Raw genomic sequence first — 15,921 nt, forward strand, 5'->3', positions numbered from 1 at the left:
TCCGGCACGGCCTTGCGCGTTTCGTTTCCTTCGACCATACGCGGCCCCGGCCTTGAGTTGAGGCTGCTTAGGCCTGCCGACGCACAGGCTTTTTACGACCTGACCAACGACCCGGTGATCGCAGACATCATATCTTTTCTGATCTATCCTGTGCCGCGCGCATTTGCCGATGAATGGATCGCCAAAAACGAAGGCGCGCAGGAACGCGTTTACGGCGCATACCGCGACGGCGTCATGGTCGGATATATCGGCCTGCACGACGAAGGCTCGCAAGGCATTGAAATCGGCTACTGGGTCGGCACCGCCTATGCGGGGCAAGGCATCGCCAGCGGCATGGTCGCCCTGTTGACCGGGGCCATCGAACACACCAACCCCGACGCCCGCATTTTCGCCGAATGCCTGCCCGATAACGTGGGTTCCTGGCGGGTCTTGGAAAAAAACGGCTTTATCAGCACGGGTGATGCGGGGCATCGCGCGGGCCGTATCCGTCTTGAACGCCCCATCCGCCAGCGCCCCGGCCGCCCGTGAACAAACCCGCCACCACCATCGTCATTCACCCGGTTTTTAAAGGACCGGGCGCGCAAACCCGCGACCCCGCCCACCAGTTGGAGGAAGCCTGCGGCCTTGCCGCCGCCATCGACTTGCACATTGCGAACGCGATGATCGTCAACGTGTCACGCCCCAGCCCCGCGACCCTGATCCCCAGTGGCGGTGTCGAAAAAGCGGGCGAGGCGATTGAAGAATCCGCGCCCGCCGTTGTCATTGTCAACGCCACCCTAAGCCCGGTGCAACAGCGCAACCTTGAAAAGGTATGGAAAACCAAGGTGGTGGACCGCACAGGCCTGATTTTGGAAATATTCTCCGCCCGCGCCCGCACACGGGAAGGCAAGCTTCAGGTCGAACTCGCGGCCCTGACCTATCAGCGTTCGCGGCTGGTGCGGTCGTGGACGCACCTTGAACGCCAGCGCGCGACCGGCAAGACCGGCGGCCCCGGCGAAACCCAGATCGAACTCGACCGCCGCCTGATCGCGGACAAAATCGCCCAGATCAAACGCGAACTGGAACATGTTCGCAACACCCGCGACCTGCAACGCAAGGCCCGCGACAAGGTGCCGTTCCCGCTGGTCGCGATTGTCGGCTACACCAACGCGGGCAAATCGACCCTGTTCAACCGCCTGACCCAAGCCGACGTGCTGGTGAAGGACATGCTGTTCGCGACGCTGGACACCACGACGCGGGCGATTACCCTGCCGGGCGGGCGCAAGATCGTGCTTTCCGACACCGTCGGGTTCATCACCGACCTGCCGACCCAGCTTGTCGCGGCTTTTCGCGCCACGCTCGAACAGGTGACGCAGGCGCGGCTGATCCTGCACGTTCAGGACGTCAGCGACCCGGAACACGCGTCCCGCCGCCGCGACGTGCTCGAAATCCTTGAACAGCTTGGCGTTCCGCACGATGCCGGGCACATCCTGGACGTATACAACAAAATCGACCGACTGCCACCCGCCGAGGCAAAGGAATGGCGGCAAGGCGGGCGCGGGGTGGCGGTTTCGGCCGCCACGGGGCAGGGGCTCGATGACCTGCTTGCCCGCGTCAAGGCGTTCCTTGATCGCGACCGCGACGAATACGCGATCAAACTGCCAGCGTCCGATGGCAAATGGCTGGCCTGGCTGCATCGCCACGGCGAAGTGACGGGCGAACGCCTGCGCGGCGAAACCCGATACCTCAAGGTTCTTCTGGGCGAAGCCGATTACGCCCGCTTCAATCAGGCCCGCCGCGCGGCGGACGAAACCACGAAAATTGCGGACAGGGGCGCCTGAATGTTATAGCGACCGGGCGACACACATAACCCACCCACTTGCCGGCGATGTTCTTCAAACCCGACCTTGATATCGACACCATTCACCAAAAAGGATGGCTGTCTGAAATCTTCGCTGAATTGCTCCCGGAATTTATAGAACGGGCGGGCAAAGGAAGCCGTCCTGCGGAATACCGCCAAAATTTAAGACTTCCGCCCGCGCTCGCACTCGCGATTCATATGGATTTTTACGACCCCTATTATCCGCCACAAAGTGTGGAGGACATGATCGCGGAATTTAAACTGGGCCAGTCATACGCCAATGCAAACATACCGCACGAAAGCGCGCAGCATGCCCGTCTGCTGCAACCCCTGATTTACGGGCATCTACGCGCAAAAGGGTATATCCCAGAATAGCCATCGACGCATGGCGCATCATGCGCCGGATTTTTCCGCAGCCTTGACCGTATTCCAGTGCGCATCCATCTGTTCAAGGCTGGTCGAACCGAATTCTTGAGAATTTACTTTCATTAAATCCTCTAATGAGTTGAATCTATTTATAAATTTATTATTCGCTGCGCGCAGAGCCAATTCCGCGTCCACGCCCAGATGTTCGGCCAGCACACAGGTTACGAACAGGATATCCCCAAGCTCTTCCTCAAGGTTCTTTGCATCGTTATTGCGCCGCGCCTGCTTCAGTTCGACGATTTCCTCGTCCAGCTTGGCAAAAACCTGATCCGTTTCCGGCCAGTCGAACCCGACCTTGGCCACCTTGCGGTGGATTTTCTGCGCCCGCATCAGGGCAGGGAGGCCGCGCGTAACCCCATCCAGCAGGTGTTGGCGCGCGCTGGCCTTTTCCTTGTCCTTCTGGGCGTTCCAGATTTCCGTGACCGCGGCGGCGTCCGCCGCGACCGCGTCCCCGAAAACGTGGGGATGGCGGCTGATCAGCTTTTGCGCCTCGGCCCCCGCCACGGCGTCGAAATCGAACAGCCCGGCTTCACGTGCGATCTGCGACTGGAATACAACCTGAAGCAGCAGGTCGCCCAGCTCCTCCTTGAAATCGTTCATGTCCCCGCGCTCGACCGCGTCCGCAACCTCATAGGCTTCCTCGATCGTATAGGGGGTAATGGTTTCAAACGTCTGCTCCAGATCCCATGGGCATCCGCCGTCCGGATCGCGCAGCCGCGCCATCACCTCCAGCAACGCGTCGATTCCGGATGTTTCCGGATCCGTGCTCATTCCGCGTGCCCCGACATATCGTGCATATCATGCATGTCGGGCATGGCCTTTTGCGCCTTGTTGTCGGCCCCCGGCATCGCCGCCGCGCCGCCGACCGTAAAGGTCACCGCCATGTCGCCAGTTTTGGCGAAATGCAGCATGGCGGGGAATTTCTCGCCCTCGACCAGCGGTTTTTTCAGCTGCATGAACATGACATGCAACCCCATGGGCGAAAGCGCAACGCTCTGGCCCGCCGGAACCGTAATCCCGTCTTCCAGCGGACGCATCCGCATCACCCCGGCATCCATGGTCATTTTATGCAGCTCGATTTTTTGTGCGATCTCGGGCGAGGTCACGGAAACCAGTGTATCCGGGGTATCGCCGGCGTTCTTCAGGGTCAGGAAGCCGACGCCGACCTCGGCGCTGGGAGCCGTCGCGCGCGCAGCCGGGTCGGTAACGGTCATCGAACCGGCGGTGTATTCCTGCGCGCTGGCGCTTCCGGCGATCAGGGCAAGAGCGAGCGTCAGGCAAAAACGTTTGAACATGGGATTATCCTTGGAACAAGGGTTGGGAGAAAAGATAAAGCTATATAGACCCGCGCCCACGCCATGGCAAACACGCCGAAGTAAAAAGGGAAGCACAAAGGAAGGAAAAGAGCAGGATAAGAGCAGGATAAGGGCGGGCATTGATAACGGCATCGGCACGCGCCGCCGGACCCATGCCGACCCACCATGCCGAACCACCGGGAATATGGCCCACAAAAGAGTGATAATATATATTATGGAAACAAATGGATTATCCTGACCGACGGGCTAATCCAGTATAATCGGATTCTTATGATTGCCCGCACCGTCGCCATACATAAACCGGACCGCCATACCGTCATTAAATTCCTGCTATTGCTGGCCGTGCTGGCCGGATATTTCGCATACCTTGGCTGGAAATTCGGTCTGGCCACCGGCGGCCTTGTTTCCGCACTGACCTGGAGCTTTTTCGTCCTGTGCACGCCGGTTGCCGATGCCGGGTTTCTGGTCGATTTTCCGCTGCGCTTACTGTTTGGAATCCGCATGTTCGTATCCGAAATCGCCGTCTGGGGCATGGCGATCGCGATCAACGCCTATGCCATGACCTTTGCGCGCGCGGCTTACGCCAAAACCACGCTTAGCGCGCTTTTGGAACGCATCATCGAAACGCCGTGGCCGTTATGGTCGATTATCGTGATTTCCGGCATCGGCACGTTCGCATCCGTGCATTTCGGCGACCGGCTGTTCGACGCGCACGACCACCGCCGCGACGCGGGAAACCACACCACGCTGCGCCGCGTTCTGCACGATATCGTTGTTTACGGTGTGCTGTTTGCCTTGATATTTCTGGGCTATCGCCAGTTGCTCGTTTATCTGAGCATCCAGATCACAGAACCGTCAATTTAATTTTCATATTGCGCAGAAACGAGCTACACTAGACGCGATTGCGCCAGCGCGGCCTTGATGAACGACACGAACAAAGGATGCGGATCAGCGGGGCGCGATTTCAGCTCCGGGTGGAACTGCACGCCGATGAACCACGGATGATCCGGATATTCGATGATTTCCGGCAATTTCCCGTCGGGGCTCATGCCTGAAAAGACCATCCCCTTCTCTTCCAATCCGGCGCGATAATTGGTGTTGACCTCGTAACGGTGGCGGTGGCGTTCGGAAATATCGCTCTTGCCGCCATATACATCACTTACGCGGCTGCCCGGTTTCAGCTTCGCGGGAAACGCACCCAGCCGCATCGTACCGCCAAGATCGCCCTGTGCGCGCCGTTCTTCCAGCTCGTTGCCCTTCATCCATTCGGTCATCAAACCCACGACAGGTTCCGGCGTTTCCCCGAATTCGGTCGAACTGGCCGCCGCGATATGGCACAAATCACGCACCCCTTCGATCACCGCCATCTGCATCCCAAAGCAAATGCCGAAATACGGAATCCTGCGCGTGCGCGCGAATTCGGCGGCCTTGATCATACCTTCCGTGCCACGCACCCCGAATCCGCCGGGCACCAGAATGCCGTGTACGTTTTCCAGAGCGTTAATCGCGCTCTGCTCGGTTTCAAAGGTTTCGCCTTCGATGAACACCAGATCGACAGAAACGTTGTTGGCGATGCCGCCATGCGTCAGCGCCTCGTTCAGGGATTTATAACTGTCCGTAAGCTCGGTGTACTTGCCTACGATGCCGATGCGCACGCGCCCCTCGGGGTTGCGAATGCGGTGGTTGATTTCCTCCCACACGCGCAAATCCGGGGCTTTGGTATCGTCCATGCCCAGACAGCGCAAAATCTGGACGTCCAGCCCCTCGCGCCCATAGGTCAAAGGCACCTCATAGATCGATTTGACGTCGAGCGCCTGAATGACGCATTGCGGCTCGATATTGCAAAACAACGCGATTTTCCGCCGCTCATCGTCGGGAATTTCACGATCGGCCCGGCACAAAAGGATGCGCGGCCTAATCCCGACCGAAAGCAGTTCTTTGACCGAATGCTGCGTCGGTTTGGTCTTAAGTTCACCCGCCGCCGCAATATAAGGCACCAACGTGGCGTGGATGAACAGGGCGCGATGCTCGCCCACCTCGTTGCCGAACTGGCGGATGGCCTCAAGGAACGGCAGGGATTCGATGTCGCCGACCGTGCCGCCGATCTCGATCAGCACGAAATCGGCCGACCCGTCCTTCTCGCGGATGAAATTTTTGATCTCGTCCGTCACATGCGGAATGACCTGAATCGTCGCGCCCAGATAATCACCCCGGCGTTCGCGCTGCAGCACGTTCATATAGATACGCCCGGCGGAGATCGAATCGTCCTTGTTGGCCGATCGTCCGGTGAAACGTTCGTAATGGCCAAGATCCAGATCCGTTTCCGCGCCGTCATCGGTGACGAACACTTCGCCGTGCTGGAAGGGGCTCATCGTGCCGGGGTCGACGTTCAGATACGGGTCCATCTTGGCCAGCCGCACCGAATAGCCGCGCGCCTGCAAAAGCGCGCCAATAGCGGAGGCGGCGAGGCCCTTCCCCAAGGAAGAAACAACCCCGCCCGTGACAAAGATGAAATGCGTCATTGCGATGGAACCGGTGGCTCAGGTGTAACGGGCGCAGGCGCCTCAGTGGTGGCCGGAGCGGCGGCACCGTCCGTGGTCGCGGGCGCATCCTGTGCGGCAGCCGCGGGAGGCGTGTCATAACCCGAAAGCAGGCTGGACCCGGCGCTACCCTTGCCCATGTAGGCCAGAGTCAGGGACGTCAGAAAAAACGCGAACGCGGCGATCGTGGTGGCCTTGGTCAACGCATTTGCGGTGCCGCGCGCGGTGGCGAAATCGCCAAGCCCGCCCGAACCGCCGCCGATTCCAAGCCCGCCGCCCGATGACCGCTGGATCAAAACCAGCCCGATAATCGTGACCGCCAGAATAAGGTGAATAACCAGAACGACTTCCTGCATGGGGGATGCTTACCCGACCGCCTCGATAATCTCAACAAAACTTTCGGCCTTCAGGCTCGCGCCGCCGACCAGCGCCCCGTCCACGTCCTCAAGCGCAAGGATTTCCCGCGCATTTTCGGGTTTGACGGAACCGCCGTATAAAATACGGGTTTGCGCCCCGTCCGCAAGCCGCTTTTCAAGCAATCCACGGATTTGTGCGTGCACGGCCGCGATTTGCTCCAGCGTCGCGACAAGCCCGGTGCCGATGGCCCAGACCGGTTCATAGGCGACGACGCAGTTTGCGGGCCCTGCACCTTCCGGCACGGAACCGGCGATCTGGCCCGCGATGACGCTTTCGGTTTGACCGCCCTCACGCTCGGCGCGGGTTTCCCCGACGCAGATAATGGGTATTAATCCAGCCTCGATCGCCCGTTTGGCCTTGGCTGCCACCAGCGCATCCCCCTCGCCGTGATACTGGCGGCGCTCGGAATGTCCGACGATCGCGTAACCGCACCCCATATCGGCCAGCATTTCCGCCGAAACCTCGCCCGTATAGGCGCCATCACGTTGCGCGCTGACATCCTGCGCGCCCAGCGCGCACGCGCCGCCCCCTGTCACCGCCAGATGCACGAAAGGCGGGCACAGGACGACATCCGCCCGGGCCGAAGGCGCGATCGCCGCGGCCAGCGCCGCCGCCTGCGTGCGCGTGCCATGCATTTTCCAGTTCCCTGCGATCAAAGGGCGTCTTTTCATAGCCATAGGCCGCCGTTATAGTGCCCCCGTCTTTTTTGACAATCGGTCTTTTTGACAAGTCATTCGTTTTTTACAAGAGAGCGTCCAGAATGCTGAATTCCTTCCGCGAAGGCCAAAGCGCCGCGATCATCAAATACGTTGCCCTTGGCTTTGTGCTTTTGGCATCGCTTGGCATGGTGTTCATGGATGTCGGCGGGTTTTTCCGCAACGGCATCATCGCCGACACGACTTTGGCCCGCGTCGGACGCACCAAGATCGATCAAGCGGCCTTCGAGCGCAACGCCCGCGAGGCCCTGCGCGCCCAGAACATGACACTGCAGGAAGCCTATCGCTTTGGTCTGCTTGGCAACCTGCTGGAGGAAATGGTGACGCGCGAGGCGTTGCGTCAGGAAGCCGCGCGTGAAGGCCTGATCGTCAGCCGCAAGGAAATCGCCAAACGCGTGGCCGAACTGATCCGCCCGCAGGTCCAACCCGGCGAAACCCCGGAAACCACCTTGCGCCGGATACTGCAGGCACAGGGTTTGAGCGAGGCCGACCTTGTCGCATCGCTACGTCAGGACACGACTTCTCGCCTGATGCAATCCCCGCTGGCCGCCGCCGGTTATTATCTGCCGGCCCTCGCCGCCGAAGCGATGGGGCGTTACCAGAACGAGCGCCGTGATATTGAATTCTTTACCCTGACGCCGGAAAACGCGGGTGCGGACATCAAACCAGACGACGCAGCCCTCAAGGCCTATTACGAAACACTGAAGGACCAATATCAAATCCCTGAGGAGCGCAGCTTCAAGGCCATTGTCATCAGCGCCGACGACATCCGCAAAACCGTATCGGTCAACGACGACGACCTGAAAAAGGCCTATGCCGAACGCAAGGACCAGTTCCAGCAGGGCGAGCGCCGCAAGATCGAACAACTTGTCCTGCCCGACGAAGCGAAGGCCAAGGCAGCAGTCGAAGCCGCACGCAAGGGCAAGCCGCTTAAATCCATCGACACCGCCGCATACCGCCCGGCGATGGAAACCGACCAGGGTGCCCTGCCCCCGGAACTGGGCGCACCCGTATTCGCCGCCAAGAAGGGCGACGTCCTCAACCCGGTAAAATCGCCTTTGGGCTGGCACGTCATCAAAGTGCTGGGCATTACCCAACCGCGTGGAGAATCCTTTGCCGAGGTTCAAGGCACCCTGCGCAAGGAACTGGAATCCGACGCTGTCCGCAGCGAGATGGAAACCAGGGTCAGCCGCGCCGACGAATTGCTCGGCTCAGGCGAATCGCTCGACGACGTGGCCAAGGAAATGGACCTGCCCGTCCGCACCGTGGGGCCGATCAACCAGAAAGGCACGGTATCCAAATCCGCCGCGTCCGATCCCCTTCTTACGGCGCTTGCCGGTAACCGCGACGTGCTTGCGGGCCTGTTCGAGCTGATGGAAGGCGAAACCGGCGACCTTTCCGAAGTCGACGACAACACTTACGCCGCCTTCAGCCTTGAATCCGTGCGCCCGACCCGTGACCGCGATTTTGCCGAAGTGCGCGACGAAATCGCCAAAAAATGGCTGGCCGACCAACGCACCCAAGCACTGAACGCACAGGTCGAAAAACTGGCGGGTGCGGTTTCTCGCGGCGAAATCGATTTCGCCCAGGCCGCCAAACAGGCGGGCGTGGTGGTCAAGACCGCGCGCGACGTGTCGCGCAAATCGAAAGTGGCGGGGTTGAACGATCCTGTCGCGCTTTCACGCCTGTTCGACGAAACCGATTTCAACGCGGTGGTGCGCGTGCCCACGGGCGGCGATGTGATTTTGGCCAAGGTTCTTTCCGCCCGCATCCCCGAAGCGGGAACCGGCACCCTGACCCAGGACGAAGTCAAACAACTGCGCACCCGCATGCAGCAGGCGGTGATCGGCCTGTTCATGGCCGATCTGCGCAAGCGTAACGGCGTTAACATCAACGAAAAGAACCTTGAACGCATGTACGGCGCGGATTCCACAGATCAGGGGCAATGAGCGCGGACACGCACACACTCGGCACGATCTGGCCCGACCGGGCGGGCTTTGCCGCACATGCAGCCGCCGGGCGCGCGCAACTGGTCTGCCTGTCGCTGATCGCCGACACGACAACCCCCGTCGCCGCCTATCTGCGCCTGACCGCGCATAAACCCGACCACGCCCTGCTGCTGGAATCCGTAACGGGCGGCGAGGTGCTGGGCCGTTATTCGGCCATCGGCCTTGATCCCGATCTGATCTGGCGCACCGACGGCACATCCGCGACGCTTTGCGATACGCACGGCACGGTGCTGGAACAATCCGCCGATCCCATCACCCACCTCAAGGCGCAGGTCGCCGCCGCGAAAATCGACGTCCTGCCCGCCGACGCGCCGCCGATGCTGGCCTCTGGCTGGTTTGGCTATCTGGGTTACGGCATGATCCATCTGGTCGAACCGACCGTGCCCGATACGCGCCCGGACCCGATTGCCATTCCCGACTCGGTCATGATCCGCCCAACCCTGATGGTGGTGTTCGACAATATCCGCCAGATCGCGCATCTGGCCGTGCCGCTGCGCGCGGGCGCGGATCAGGCCGCCTATGACGACGCGGTCCGCCGCCTGCACGCCGCGCGCGACACCCTGCTGCGTGGCGAGATGCCCTTGCCCGAAAAAGGCTCGAACGTACCGATGCCCTTGCCCGTGCGCGCCCACACTGACGAACCCGCCTACCGCGCGATGGTCGAAACCGCCAAAGAGGACATCGCGGCGGGCGAGATTTTTCAAGTCGTCCTGTCCCAACGTTTTTCCGCGCCCTTCGATCTACCCGCCTCCGAACTTTACCGTTCGCTGCGTCGTCTTAACCCATCGCCCTTTCTGGTGTTGATGACGCTGGACGGGTTTTCGCTGATCGCATCCAGCCCCGAAATCATGGTCCGCGTGCGCAAGGGCGACGTCACCATCCGCCCCATCGCGGGCACAAGGCGCCGCGGCGCCGACCCGGACGAGGACACGGCGCTGGCCGCCGAGCTTCTGGCCGACCCCAAGGAGCGCGCCGAGCATCTGATGCTTCTCGACCTTGGCCGCAACGACGTCGGCCGCGTCGCGGCCATCGGCAGCGTACGGGTCACCGAACGTTTTTTGGTCGAAAAATACTCGCACGTTCAACACATCGTCTCGAATGTGGAGGGCCGCTTGCGCGATGGCGTCCATCCGCTCGACGCCCTGTTCGCGGGCTTTCCCGCGGGCACTGTTTCGGGTGCACCCAAAATCCGCGCGATGCAGATCATCGACGCGCTGGAGGCCGAACGCCGCGGTTTTTACGCGGGTTGCATTGGCTATCTTGATGGCAATGGCGACGTCGATACCTGCATCGCCCTGCGCACCGCCCTGCTGAAGGACGGAACGCTCTACGTCCAGTCCGGCGCGGGCATCGTCGCCGACAGCGTCCCGCAATCCGAACACCTTGAATGCGTCAACAAGGCCCGCGCCCTGCTGCGCGCCGCCGAGGACGCGCTCGCCCTCTCCAGGGGGCAATCGTCATGATCCTGCTGATCGACAATTACGACAGCTTCACCTTCAACCTTGTCCAGTATCTGGGCGACCTTGGCGCGCAGATCGACGTGCGCCGCAACGACCGGGTCACGGTGCCGGAAATTCTGGCCATGCGCCCGGATGCGCTCGTCATCTCGCCGGGGCCGGGCGACCCGGACCATGCGGGCGTCTGCCTTGACGCGATCCGTGCGGCCGCCGACGCGAAAATCCCCCTGCTTGGCGTGTGTCTGGGCCATCAGGCGATCGGGCAGGCTTTTGGCGGGCGAGTGGTGCGCGCGCCCGTGCCGATGCACGGCAAAATCTCGGCCATCCATCATCGCGGCGCTTCGGTATTCGCAAACCTGCCCAATCCCATCGACGTCACGCGCTATCATTCACTGGTGGTCGAACGCGCCACCCTGCCGCCCGCCCTGCACGTCACAGCCGAAACCGAAGATGGGCTGATCATGGGCCTTCAGCACGCCGATCTGCCGATCCATGGCGTCCAGTTCCATCCCGAAAGCATCATGACCACGCACGGCCATGCGATGCTGCGCAACTTCCTCTCCCGCCTGCCCGCATGACGGCGATGGAATCCGCCACGGAATCGACCATCGACGCGATGCTCGCGGGCCGGATGTCCGAACCCGAAATGGCGGCCTTCCTGACCGCTTTGGCCGACCGCGGCGAAAGCGTCGCCGATATCGTCGGTGCCGCGCGCGCCCTGCGCCGCCATGTCACCGGCCTGTACGCCCCCGCCGACGCCATTGATTGCTGTGGCACCGGCGGCGACGGATTGAACACCCTGAACGTATCCACCGCCGTCGCCTTCGTGCTTGCGGCCTGCGGCGTGCCGGTCGCCAAACACGGCAACCGCGCCGCGTCCTCCCGCTCTGGCGCGGCGGACGTGCTGGAAAAACTCAACATCCCGCTGGACGTATCCTTCGACGTGCTGGAGGACGCGCTGGATAATATCGGCTTCTGCTTTCTGATGGCCCCGCTGCACCATCGCGCCATGGCCCATGTCGCGCCGGTGCGCAAGGCGCTGGCACGCCGCACGATCTTCAACCTGCTTGGTCCGCTGGCGAACCCTGCCGCCGTCCGCCGCCAGATGGTCGGCGTCTACGCCCCGCGCTGGGTCCGCCCGATGGCCGAGGCGCTCAAGGAACTGAGAAGCGAGGCTGCCTGGGTCGTCCACGGCGACGGCATGGACGAAATCAGTCTTTCCGGTCCCACGCAGGTGGCGATGCTGGCCCATGGCGCGATCACCGAAACCACGCTGACACATGCGGATTTCGGCCTGCCCCAAATCGATCCGCAAGCATTGCGCGGCGGCGACGCTGCCTTCAACGCCCGCGCGCTCAAGGACCTTCTGACGGGCGAGCAATCCGCCTACCGCGACACCGTGCTGGCCAACGCTGCCGCCGCTTTGGTGATGACCGGCAACGCACGCGATCTGAAAGACGGCGTCCGGCGCGCCGCCGCCGCGCTTGACGACGGCGACGCCATGGGCGTTCTTGATCGTTATCGCGAGATATTGACCGCATGAACGACATCCTTGCCAAAATCTGCGACGACAAGCGCCGCCATATCGACCGCGTCCGCCACAGGCTCGATATGTCGAACCTTTCCCCGGTGCGCGGATTCAAGGCCGCGCTGCTCGCCGCCCGCCTGCCGGTGATTGCGGAAATCAAAAAGGCGTCGCCCAGCAAGGGTTTGTTGCGCGCCGATTTCGACCCGGCCAGACACGCCCGCCAATATGAATCGGCGGGCGCGGCCTGCCTTTCGGTGTTAACCGACGAACCCTGGTTTCAGGGCACCGACGACGATTTGCGCGCCGCGCGCGAAGCCTGCGCCCTGCCGGTCCTGCGCAAGGATTTCATGCTCGACCCGTGGCAGGTGGCCGAGGCGCGAACCCTTGGCGCCGATTGCATCCTCGTCATCATGGCCGCGCTCGGCGATGCCACGGCGCAGGCCCTGTACGACGAAGCGCGCAAATACGACATGGACGTGCTGATCGAGGTGCACGACGCGCGCGAACGCGACCGCGCGCTGGCCCTGAACGCGCCCGACGCGATGATCGGCGTTAACAATCGCAACCTCAAGACTCTGAAGGTCGCACTCGACACCTCTTTCGACCTGATTCGCAAAATCCCCGCTGACCGCATTGCCATATCCGAAAGCGGCATCGCCTCCCGCGCCGAAATGAAATCCCTGACCGAGGCCGGATTCCGGGGCTTCCTGATCGGCGAGGCGTTGATGACCCAACCCGACCCCGGTCAGGCCCTGTTGACCTTCTAGGCGAACAGGCGTAGAACGAAACAAGAATATTTTGGCATCAAGGGGCAAGACATGCTGACCAAAAAGCAACGCGATTTGCTGATCTTCATCCATGAACGCATGGCGGATGGCGATCTGGCGCCGTCCTTCGACGAAATGAAGGACGCACTCGACCTCAAATCCAAATCCGGCATCCACCGCCTGATCGAGGCGCTGGTCGAACGCGGCTTTCTCGAACGCCTGCCCAACCGCGCCCGCGCGCTGCAGGTCAGAAAACTGCCCGAGGGCTATGCCCCCAAACCCGCCGACCATTCCGAAGTCGCGCAAAAGGCCCGCATGGTGCAGGACCTCTCATCCTACCGCGCCCGCGCGCAGGAGCGCGCGGCCATCGCCTCCATCCCCCTGCTCGGCAAAATCGCCGCCGGCACACCGATCGAGGCGATCCGCCACGACGGCCAGACCATCGACATGCCCGCCAGCATGATCGGCAAGGGCGAATATTACGCATTGGTGGTCGATGGCGACTCGATGAAGGACGCGGGCATCATGGATCAGGATGTCGCGCTGATCAAAAAATCCGACCACGCGCATGACGGCGACATCGTGGTCGCATTGGTTGACGAACAGGAAGTGACGCTCAAGCGCCTGCGCCGCCGCGGCAGCCATATCGACCTGATCCCCGAAAACCCGGCCTACGACATCCGCACATTCGAGGGCGGGCGCGTGCAGGTGCAGGGCGTCCTTTCCGGCCTTTACCGGCAGTATCACTGACCTGTCTTTTTTATGCGGCCGTCATATGGGGACAACAGCGTCCACGGCCTGCGCACATCATCCGGCGTCATGCCCGCCGCACGCCATGCGGCACCGTCATCCGAAAACGCCATGCCGCCTGCGTCGCGCACATCCCAGTACGGAATGACCGACGACGACCCGCATCCGGCCGCGCGCGCGGCGCCGTACGACACCGCCTTGTTCACCCCCACCACCAGCGGCGCCCACGCGCATTCCTCGCGCAGCGCCATGACATTGCGCACCACGCTCAACCGGGCCTGACCGCGCACGATGCGGCACGCGTAATCGTCGCACGCAACATTGATCCCCCCGCCCGTCCATGTGCCGCCCTTGCGCATCGGCTTGCCAGCCAGCGCCTCCGTTCCGCCCCATAATGCGTTCCAGTTCCGACGCGCGAAACGCGGCGGCGCGCGCCAGACATAAAGCGTCTGGTCCCCATCGTGGACGGCCAAGGCCTGTCCGGCACCGTCTAGCATAACCGCCGCGCGCGGGGCCAAAACCCCGGCCACGCACGCCCCCGCCATCACGACAAGCCCCACCAGCCGCCACCACCCGCGCCACAGGCACAACAGCAAAAACCCGCCCATCGCAACGGCGTACCATCCGCCGACAATCGCCGGCAGCGCGTTCGCCGCATGAGGCAGGTGCGCAACCCAGCGCGCGACATCCAGCGTCCCGTCCACACCCAGCGCGACGAGCTTTAAAAACACCCCGTCCAGATGCACCGGCATCAACGCCAGCGCCGCCATCCCCGCAGGCATGACCACAAAACTGGTCAGCGGTATCGCCGCGGCGTTGGCGATCACGCCGTAAATCTGCAACCGCCCGAAATGATGCAATACCGGCGGCAACGTCGCCAACGACACAACGATGGTGGTCGCGAAAATCCCCCCAAAATACAAAAACACGCGCATGAACCACCCCGTGCGCCGCCCGCGTGCAAGCATCAGGTCGCCCGCCGCCTCGTAAAACGCCACCATCGCCAGCACCGCCGCGAAGGAAAGCTGGAACGATGCCCCGACCAGACTTTCGGGCCGCAACACCAGTACCGCAAAGGCGCTGATCGCGACGACACGCAGGGAAATCGCGCTGCGGTCCAGCATCACGGCCAGAAGAGCAAGCCCCGTCATCAGCATCGACCGCTGCGTCGGCACCGGCATCCCGGCCAGCAGGCTGTAAAAAAGCCCCGCCGCGATCGCCGCCAATGCCGCGATTTTCTTGATCGGCCAACGCAAGGCGATATACGGCGACAGCGCCAGCACGAACCGCACCAGAAAAAACACCGCCCCGCACACGATGGCGACATGCAGCCCCGAAATGGACAAAAGGTGATAAAGCCCGGAATCGCGCAAATCCGCGTTGATAACCTCGGGAATGCTCGAACGTTCGCCTGCCAGCAGCGCGGTCGCCACCGCGCTTTGCGGATACGGCATCTGCGCCGAAACCCGCGTGGCGATGCGCTGGCGCAGCCGGTTGAACCACAAATCCACCGAACGCGGCGGCGGCGCAGGCGCGATTTCCGCGAAATGCCCCATGGTGAAACCGAGTGCGCCGATCCCCTCGAAATAGGCTTGCCGCCGGTAATCGAACCCGCCCGGCGACACCGGACCACCCGGCGGTGTCAATTGCGCCAGCAATGCAACCCGCGCGCCGGGGCGAACATCCGCGGGGATATGCGCGCTGGAAAGCCGCACCATGCGTGGTGTCGCCTCTTTCGGCAGCTTCTCGATCGAAAGACGGTCCAGCGTGACCTTGCGGCGCGCATGGCCGGAATCCGGGTCCGCCACCGTAATGTCCAGCACCCGGCCTTCGATCCGCGTGAATTTGATGCTTCGCTCCAGCATCGGCGCGGCCGCCACCATCGCCCGCCCCTGCGCCAGCACGAAACCCAGCGCCCCCAAAAACAGGATGACCGCCCAGTAAAGATAGGCCCGCGCCCAGACCCGTGCCGCGATCAGCAAGCCCGCCGCGCACACCAACGCCCCGGCGCCAAGGGCATAGGGCGGTTCGACCCGCAGGGCGAAATACAAGGCGATGCCGCAGGCCAGCCACACCGGCGCCCATAACACGCGGTCGCGCACGGGCTGCCACTGCTCGACGATTGAACTGATTACGGCACGCATCTATAACCACT

16 protein-coding genes are annotated in these 15,921 nt (G+C 62.3%); 10 read left to right on the forward strand and 6 right to left on the reverse strand.

The genetic code is table 11. The features are described from left to right. Positions 1 to 12: 12 nt before the first annotated feature. The 3 genes from H6866_00485 to H6866_00495 are packed head-to-tail and all read left to right on the forward strand — an operon-like array spanning position 13 to position 2,215. Positions 13 to 528: a GNAT family N-acetyltransferase gene (locus H6866_00485; GenBank protein ID USO07746.1), complete on the forward strand. Its 516-nt coding sequence runs from the start codon at positions 13 to 15 to the stop codon at positions 526 to 528. Continuing rightward, complete coding sequence (gene hflX / locus H6866_00490; GenBank protein USO07747.1) at positions 525 to 1,820, forward strand: GTPase HflX; 1,296 nt, start codon at positions 525 to 527, stop codon at positions 1,818 to 1,820. The genes H6866_00485 and hflX overlap by 4 nt, the downstream gene beginning before the upstream one ends. Positions 1,821 to 1,858: 38 nt before the next feature. Continuing rightward, the gene (locus H6866_00495; protein USO07748.1) at positions 1,859 to 2,215 is read left to right on the forward strand and encodes a hypothetical protein; all 357 of its coding nucleotides are present in this window, start codon (positions 1,859 to 1,861) and stop codon (positions 2,213 to 2,215) included. Positions 2,216 to 2,233: 18 nt separating this feature from the next. On the opposite strand, the gene mazG is transcribed toward H6866_00495, so the two are convergent. Together mazG and H6866_00505 are read right to left on the reverse strand one after the other, a co-directional pair. Next, positions 2,234 to 3,037: a nucleoside triphosphate pyrophosphohydrolase gene (gene mazG, locus H6866_00500; protein ID USO07749.1), complete on the reverse strand. Its 804-nt coding sequence runs from the start codon at positions 3,035 to 3,037 to the stop codon at positions 2,234 to 2,236. Next, positions 3,034 to 3,561 (reverse strand): copper chaperone PCu(A)C, encoded by a 528-nt coding sequence (locus H6866_00505; protein USO07750.1) that lies wholly within the window; start codon positions 3,559 to 3,561, stop codon positions 3,034 to 3,036. Before H6866_00505 ends, mazG begins: the two co-directional genes overlap by 4 nt. Before the next feature lie 291 nt (positions 3,562 to 3,852). Between H6866_00505 and H6866_00510 the strand changes: the two genes are divergently transcribed. Further along, positions 3,853 to 4,446 carry a hypothetical protein gene (locus H6866_00510; GenBank protein ID USO07751.1) on the forward strand — a complete coding sequence of 198 codons (594 nt, stop codon included), beginning with the start codon at positions 3,853 to 3,855 and terminating at the stop codon, positions 4,444 to 4,446. Between the two features lie 23 nt (positions 4,447 to 4,469). On the opposite strand, the gene H6866_00515 is transcribed toward H6866_00510, so the two are convergent. Genes H6866_00515 through H6866_00525 form a run of 3 tightly spaced genes read right to left on the reverse strand, consistent with a single transcriptional unit; the run spans position 4,470 to position 7,216 of the window. Beyond that, positions 4,470 to 6,104 (reverse strand): CTP synthase, encoded by a 1,635-nt coding sequence (locus H6866_00515; protein USO07752.1) that lies wholly within the window; start codon positions 6,102 to 6,104, stop codon positions 4,470 to 4,472. After that, complete coding sequence (gene secG, locus H6866_00520; GenBank protein USO07753.1) at positions 6,101 to 6,478, reverse strand: preprotein translocase subunit SecG; 378 nt, start codon at positions 6,476 to 6,478, stop codon at positions 6,101 to 6,103. Before secG ends, H6866_00515 begins: the two co-directional genes overlap by 4 nt. 9 nt (positions 6,479 to 6,487) lie before the next feature. Next, the gene (locus H6866_00525; protein ID USO07754.1) at positions 6,488 to 7,216 is read right to left on the reverse strand and encodes a triose-phosphate isomerase; all 729 of its coding nucleotides are present in this window, start codon (positions 7,214 to 7,216) and stop codon (positions 6,488 to 6,490) included. Between the two features lie 83 nt (positions 7,217 to 7,299). On the opposite strand from H6866_00525, the gene H6866_00530 reads away from it, so the two are divergent. Genes H6866_00530 through lexA form a run of 6 tightly spaced genes read left to right on the forward strand, consistent with a single transcriptional unit; the run spans position 7,300 to position 13,766 of the window. Then, the gene (locus H6866_00530; GenBank protein ID USO07755.1) at positions 7,300 to 9,204 is read left to right on the forward strand and encodes a peptidyl-prolyl cis-trans isomerase; all 1,905 of its coding nucleotides are present in this window, start codon (positions 7,300 to 7,302) and stop codon (positions 9,202 to 9,204) included. After that, a complete protein-coding gene (gene trpE, locus H6866_00535; protein ID USO07756.1) occupies positions 9,201 to 10,727 on the forward strand; it encodes an anthranilate synthase component I in 1,527 nt (508 codons plus the stop codon). The genes H6866_00530 and trpE overlap by 4 nt, the downstream gene beginning before the upstream one ends. Then, positions 10,724 to 11,299 (forward strand): aminodeoxychorismate/anthranilate synthase component II, encoded by a 576-nt coding sequence (locus tag H6866_00540; GenBank protein ID USO07757.1) that lies wholly within the window; start codon positions 10,724 to 10,726, stop codon positions 11,297 to 11,299. Before trpE ends, H6866_00540 begins: the two co-directional genes overlap by 4 nt. Next, positions 11,296 to 12,264 (forward strand): anthranilate phosphoribosyltransferase, encoded by a 969-nt coding sequence (trpD, locus tag H6866_00545; protein ID USO07758.1) that lies wholly within the window; start codon positions 11,296 to 11,298, stop codon positions 12,262 to 12,264. Before H6866_00540 ends, trpD begins: the two co-directional genes overlap by 4 nt. Further along, positions 12,261 to 13,016: an indole-3-glycerol phosphate synthase TrpC gene (gene trpC, locus H6866_00550; protein USO07759.1), complete on the forward strand. Its 756-nt coding sequence runs from the start codon at positions 12,261 to 12,263 to the stop codon at positions 13,014 to 13,016. Before trpD ends, trpC begins: the two co-directional genes overlap by 4 nt. A gap of 51 nt (positions 13,017 to 13,067) precedes the next feature. Then, positions 13,068 to 13,766 (forward strand): transcriptional repressor LexA, encoded by a 699-nt coding sequence (gene lexA, locus H6866_00555; GenBank protein ID USO07760.1) that lies wholly within the window; start codon positions 13,068 to 13,070, stop codon positions 13,764 to 13,766. Here lexA and H6866_00560 read toward each other — a convergent pair. Beyond that, complete coding sequence (locus H6866_00560; GenBank protein USO07761.1) at positions 13,760 to 15,910, reverse strand: ComEC/Rec2 family competence protein; 2,151 nt, start codon at positions 15,908 to 15,910, stop codon at positions 13,760 to 13,762. The genes lexA and H6866_00560 overlap by 7 nt on opposite strands. Positions 15,911 to 15,921: the final 11 nt, after the last annotated feature.

This window comes from Rhodospirillales bacterium (genome assembly GCA_023898805.1).
In the GTDB taxonomy this organism is placed as follows: Bacteria; Pseudomonadota; Alphaproteobacteria; order Micavibrionales; family UBA1664; genus UBA6145.

Bases quoted from the DNA above. Each gene is read 5' to 3' on its own strand.
- mazG (USO07749.1), bottom strand. From the start codon at position 3,037: ATGAGCACGGATCCGGAAACATCCGGAATCGACGCGTTGCTGGAGGTG.
- H6866_00505 (USO07750.1), bottom strand. From the start codon at position 3,561: ATGTTCAAACGTTTTTGCCTGACGCTCGCTCTTGCCCTGATCGCCGGA.
- H6866_00510 (USO07751.1), top strand. From the start codon at position 3,853: ATGATTGCCCGCACCGTCGCCATACATAAACCGGACCGCCATACCGTC.
- H6866_00515 (USO07752.1), bottom strand. From the start codon at position 6,104: ATGACGCATTTCATCTTTGTCACGGGCGGGGTTGTTTCTTCCTTGGGG.
- secG (USO07753.1), bottom strand. From the start codon at position 6,478: ATGCAGGAAGTCGTTCTGGTTATTCACCTTATTCTGGCGGTCACGATT.
- H6866_00525 (USO07754.1), bottom strand. From the start codon at position 7,216: ATGGCTATGAAAAGACGCCCTTTGATCGCAGGGAACTGGAAAATGCAT.
- H6866_00530 (USO07755.1), top strand. From the start codon at position 7,300: ATGCTGAATTCCTTCCGCGAAGGCCAAAGCGCCGCGATCATCAAATAC.
- trpE (USO07756.1), top strand. From the start codon at position 9,201: ATGAGCGCGGACACGCACACACTCGGCACGATCTGGCCCGACCGGGCG.
- H6866_00540 (USO07757.1), top strand. From the start codon at position 10,724: ATGATCCTGCTGATCGACAATTACGACAGCTTCACCTTCAACCTTGTC.
- trpD (USO07758.1), top strand. From the start codon at position 11,296: ATGACGGCGATGGAATCCGCCACGGAATCGACCATCGACGCGATGCTC.
- trpC (USO07759.1), top strand. From the start codon at position 12,261: ATGAACGACATCCTTGCCAAAATCTGCGACGACAAGCGCCGCCATATC.
- lexA (USO07760.1), top strand. From the start codon at position 13,068: ATGCTGACCAAAAAGCAACGCGATTTGCTGATCTTCATCCATGAACGC.
- H6866_00560 (USO07761.1), bottom strand. From the start codon at position 15,910: ATGCGTGCCGTAATCAGTTCAATCGTCGAGCAGTGGCAGCCCGTGCGC.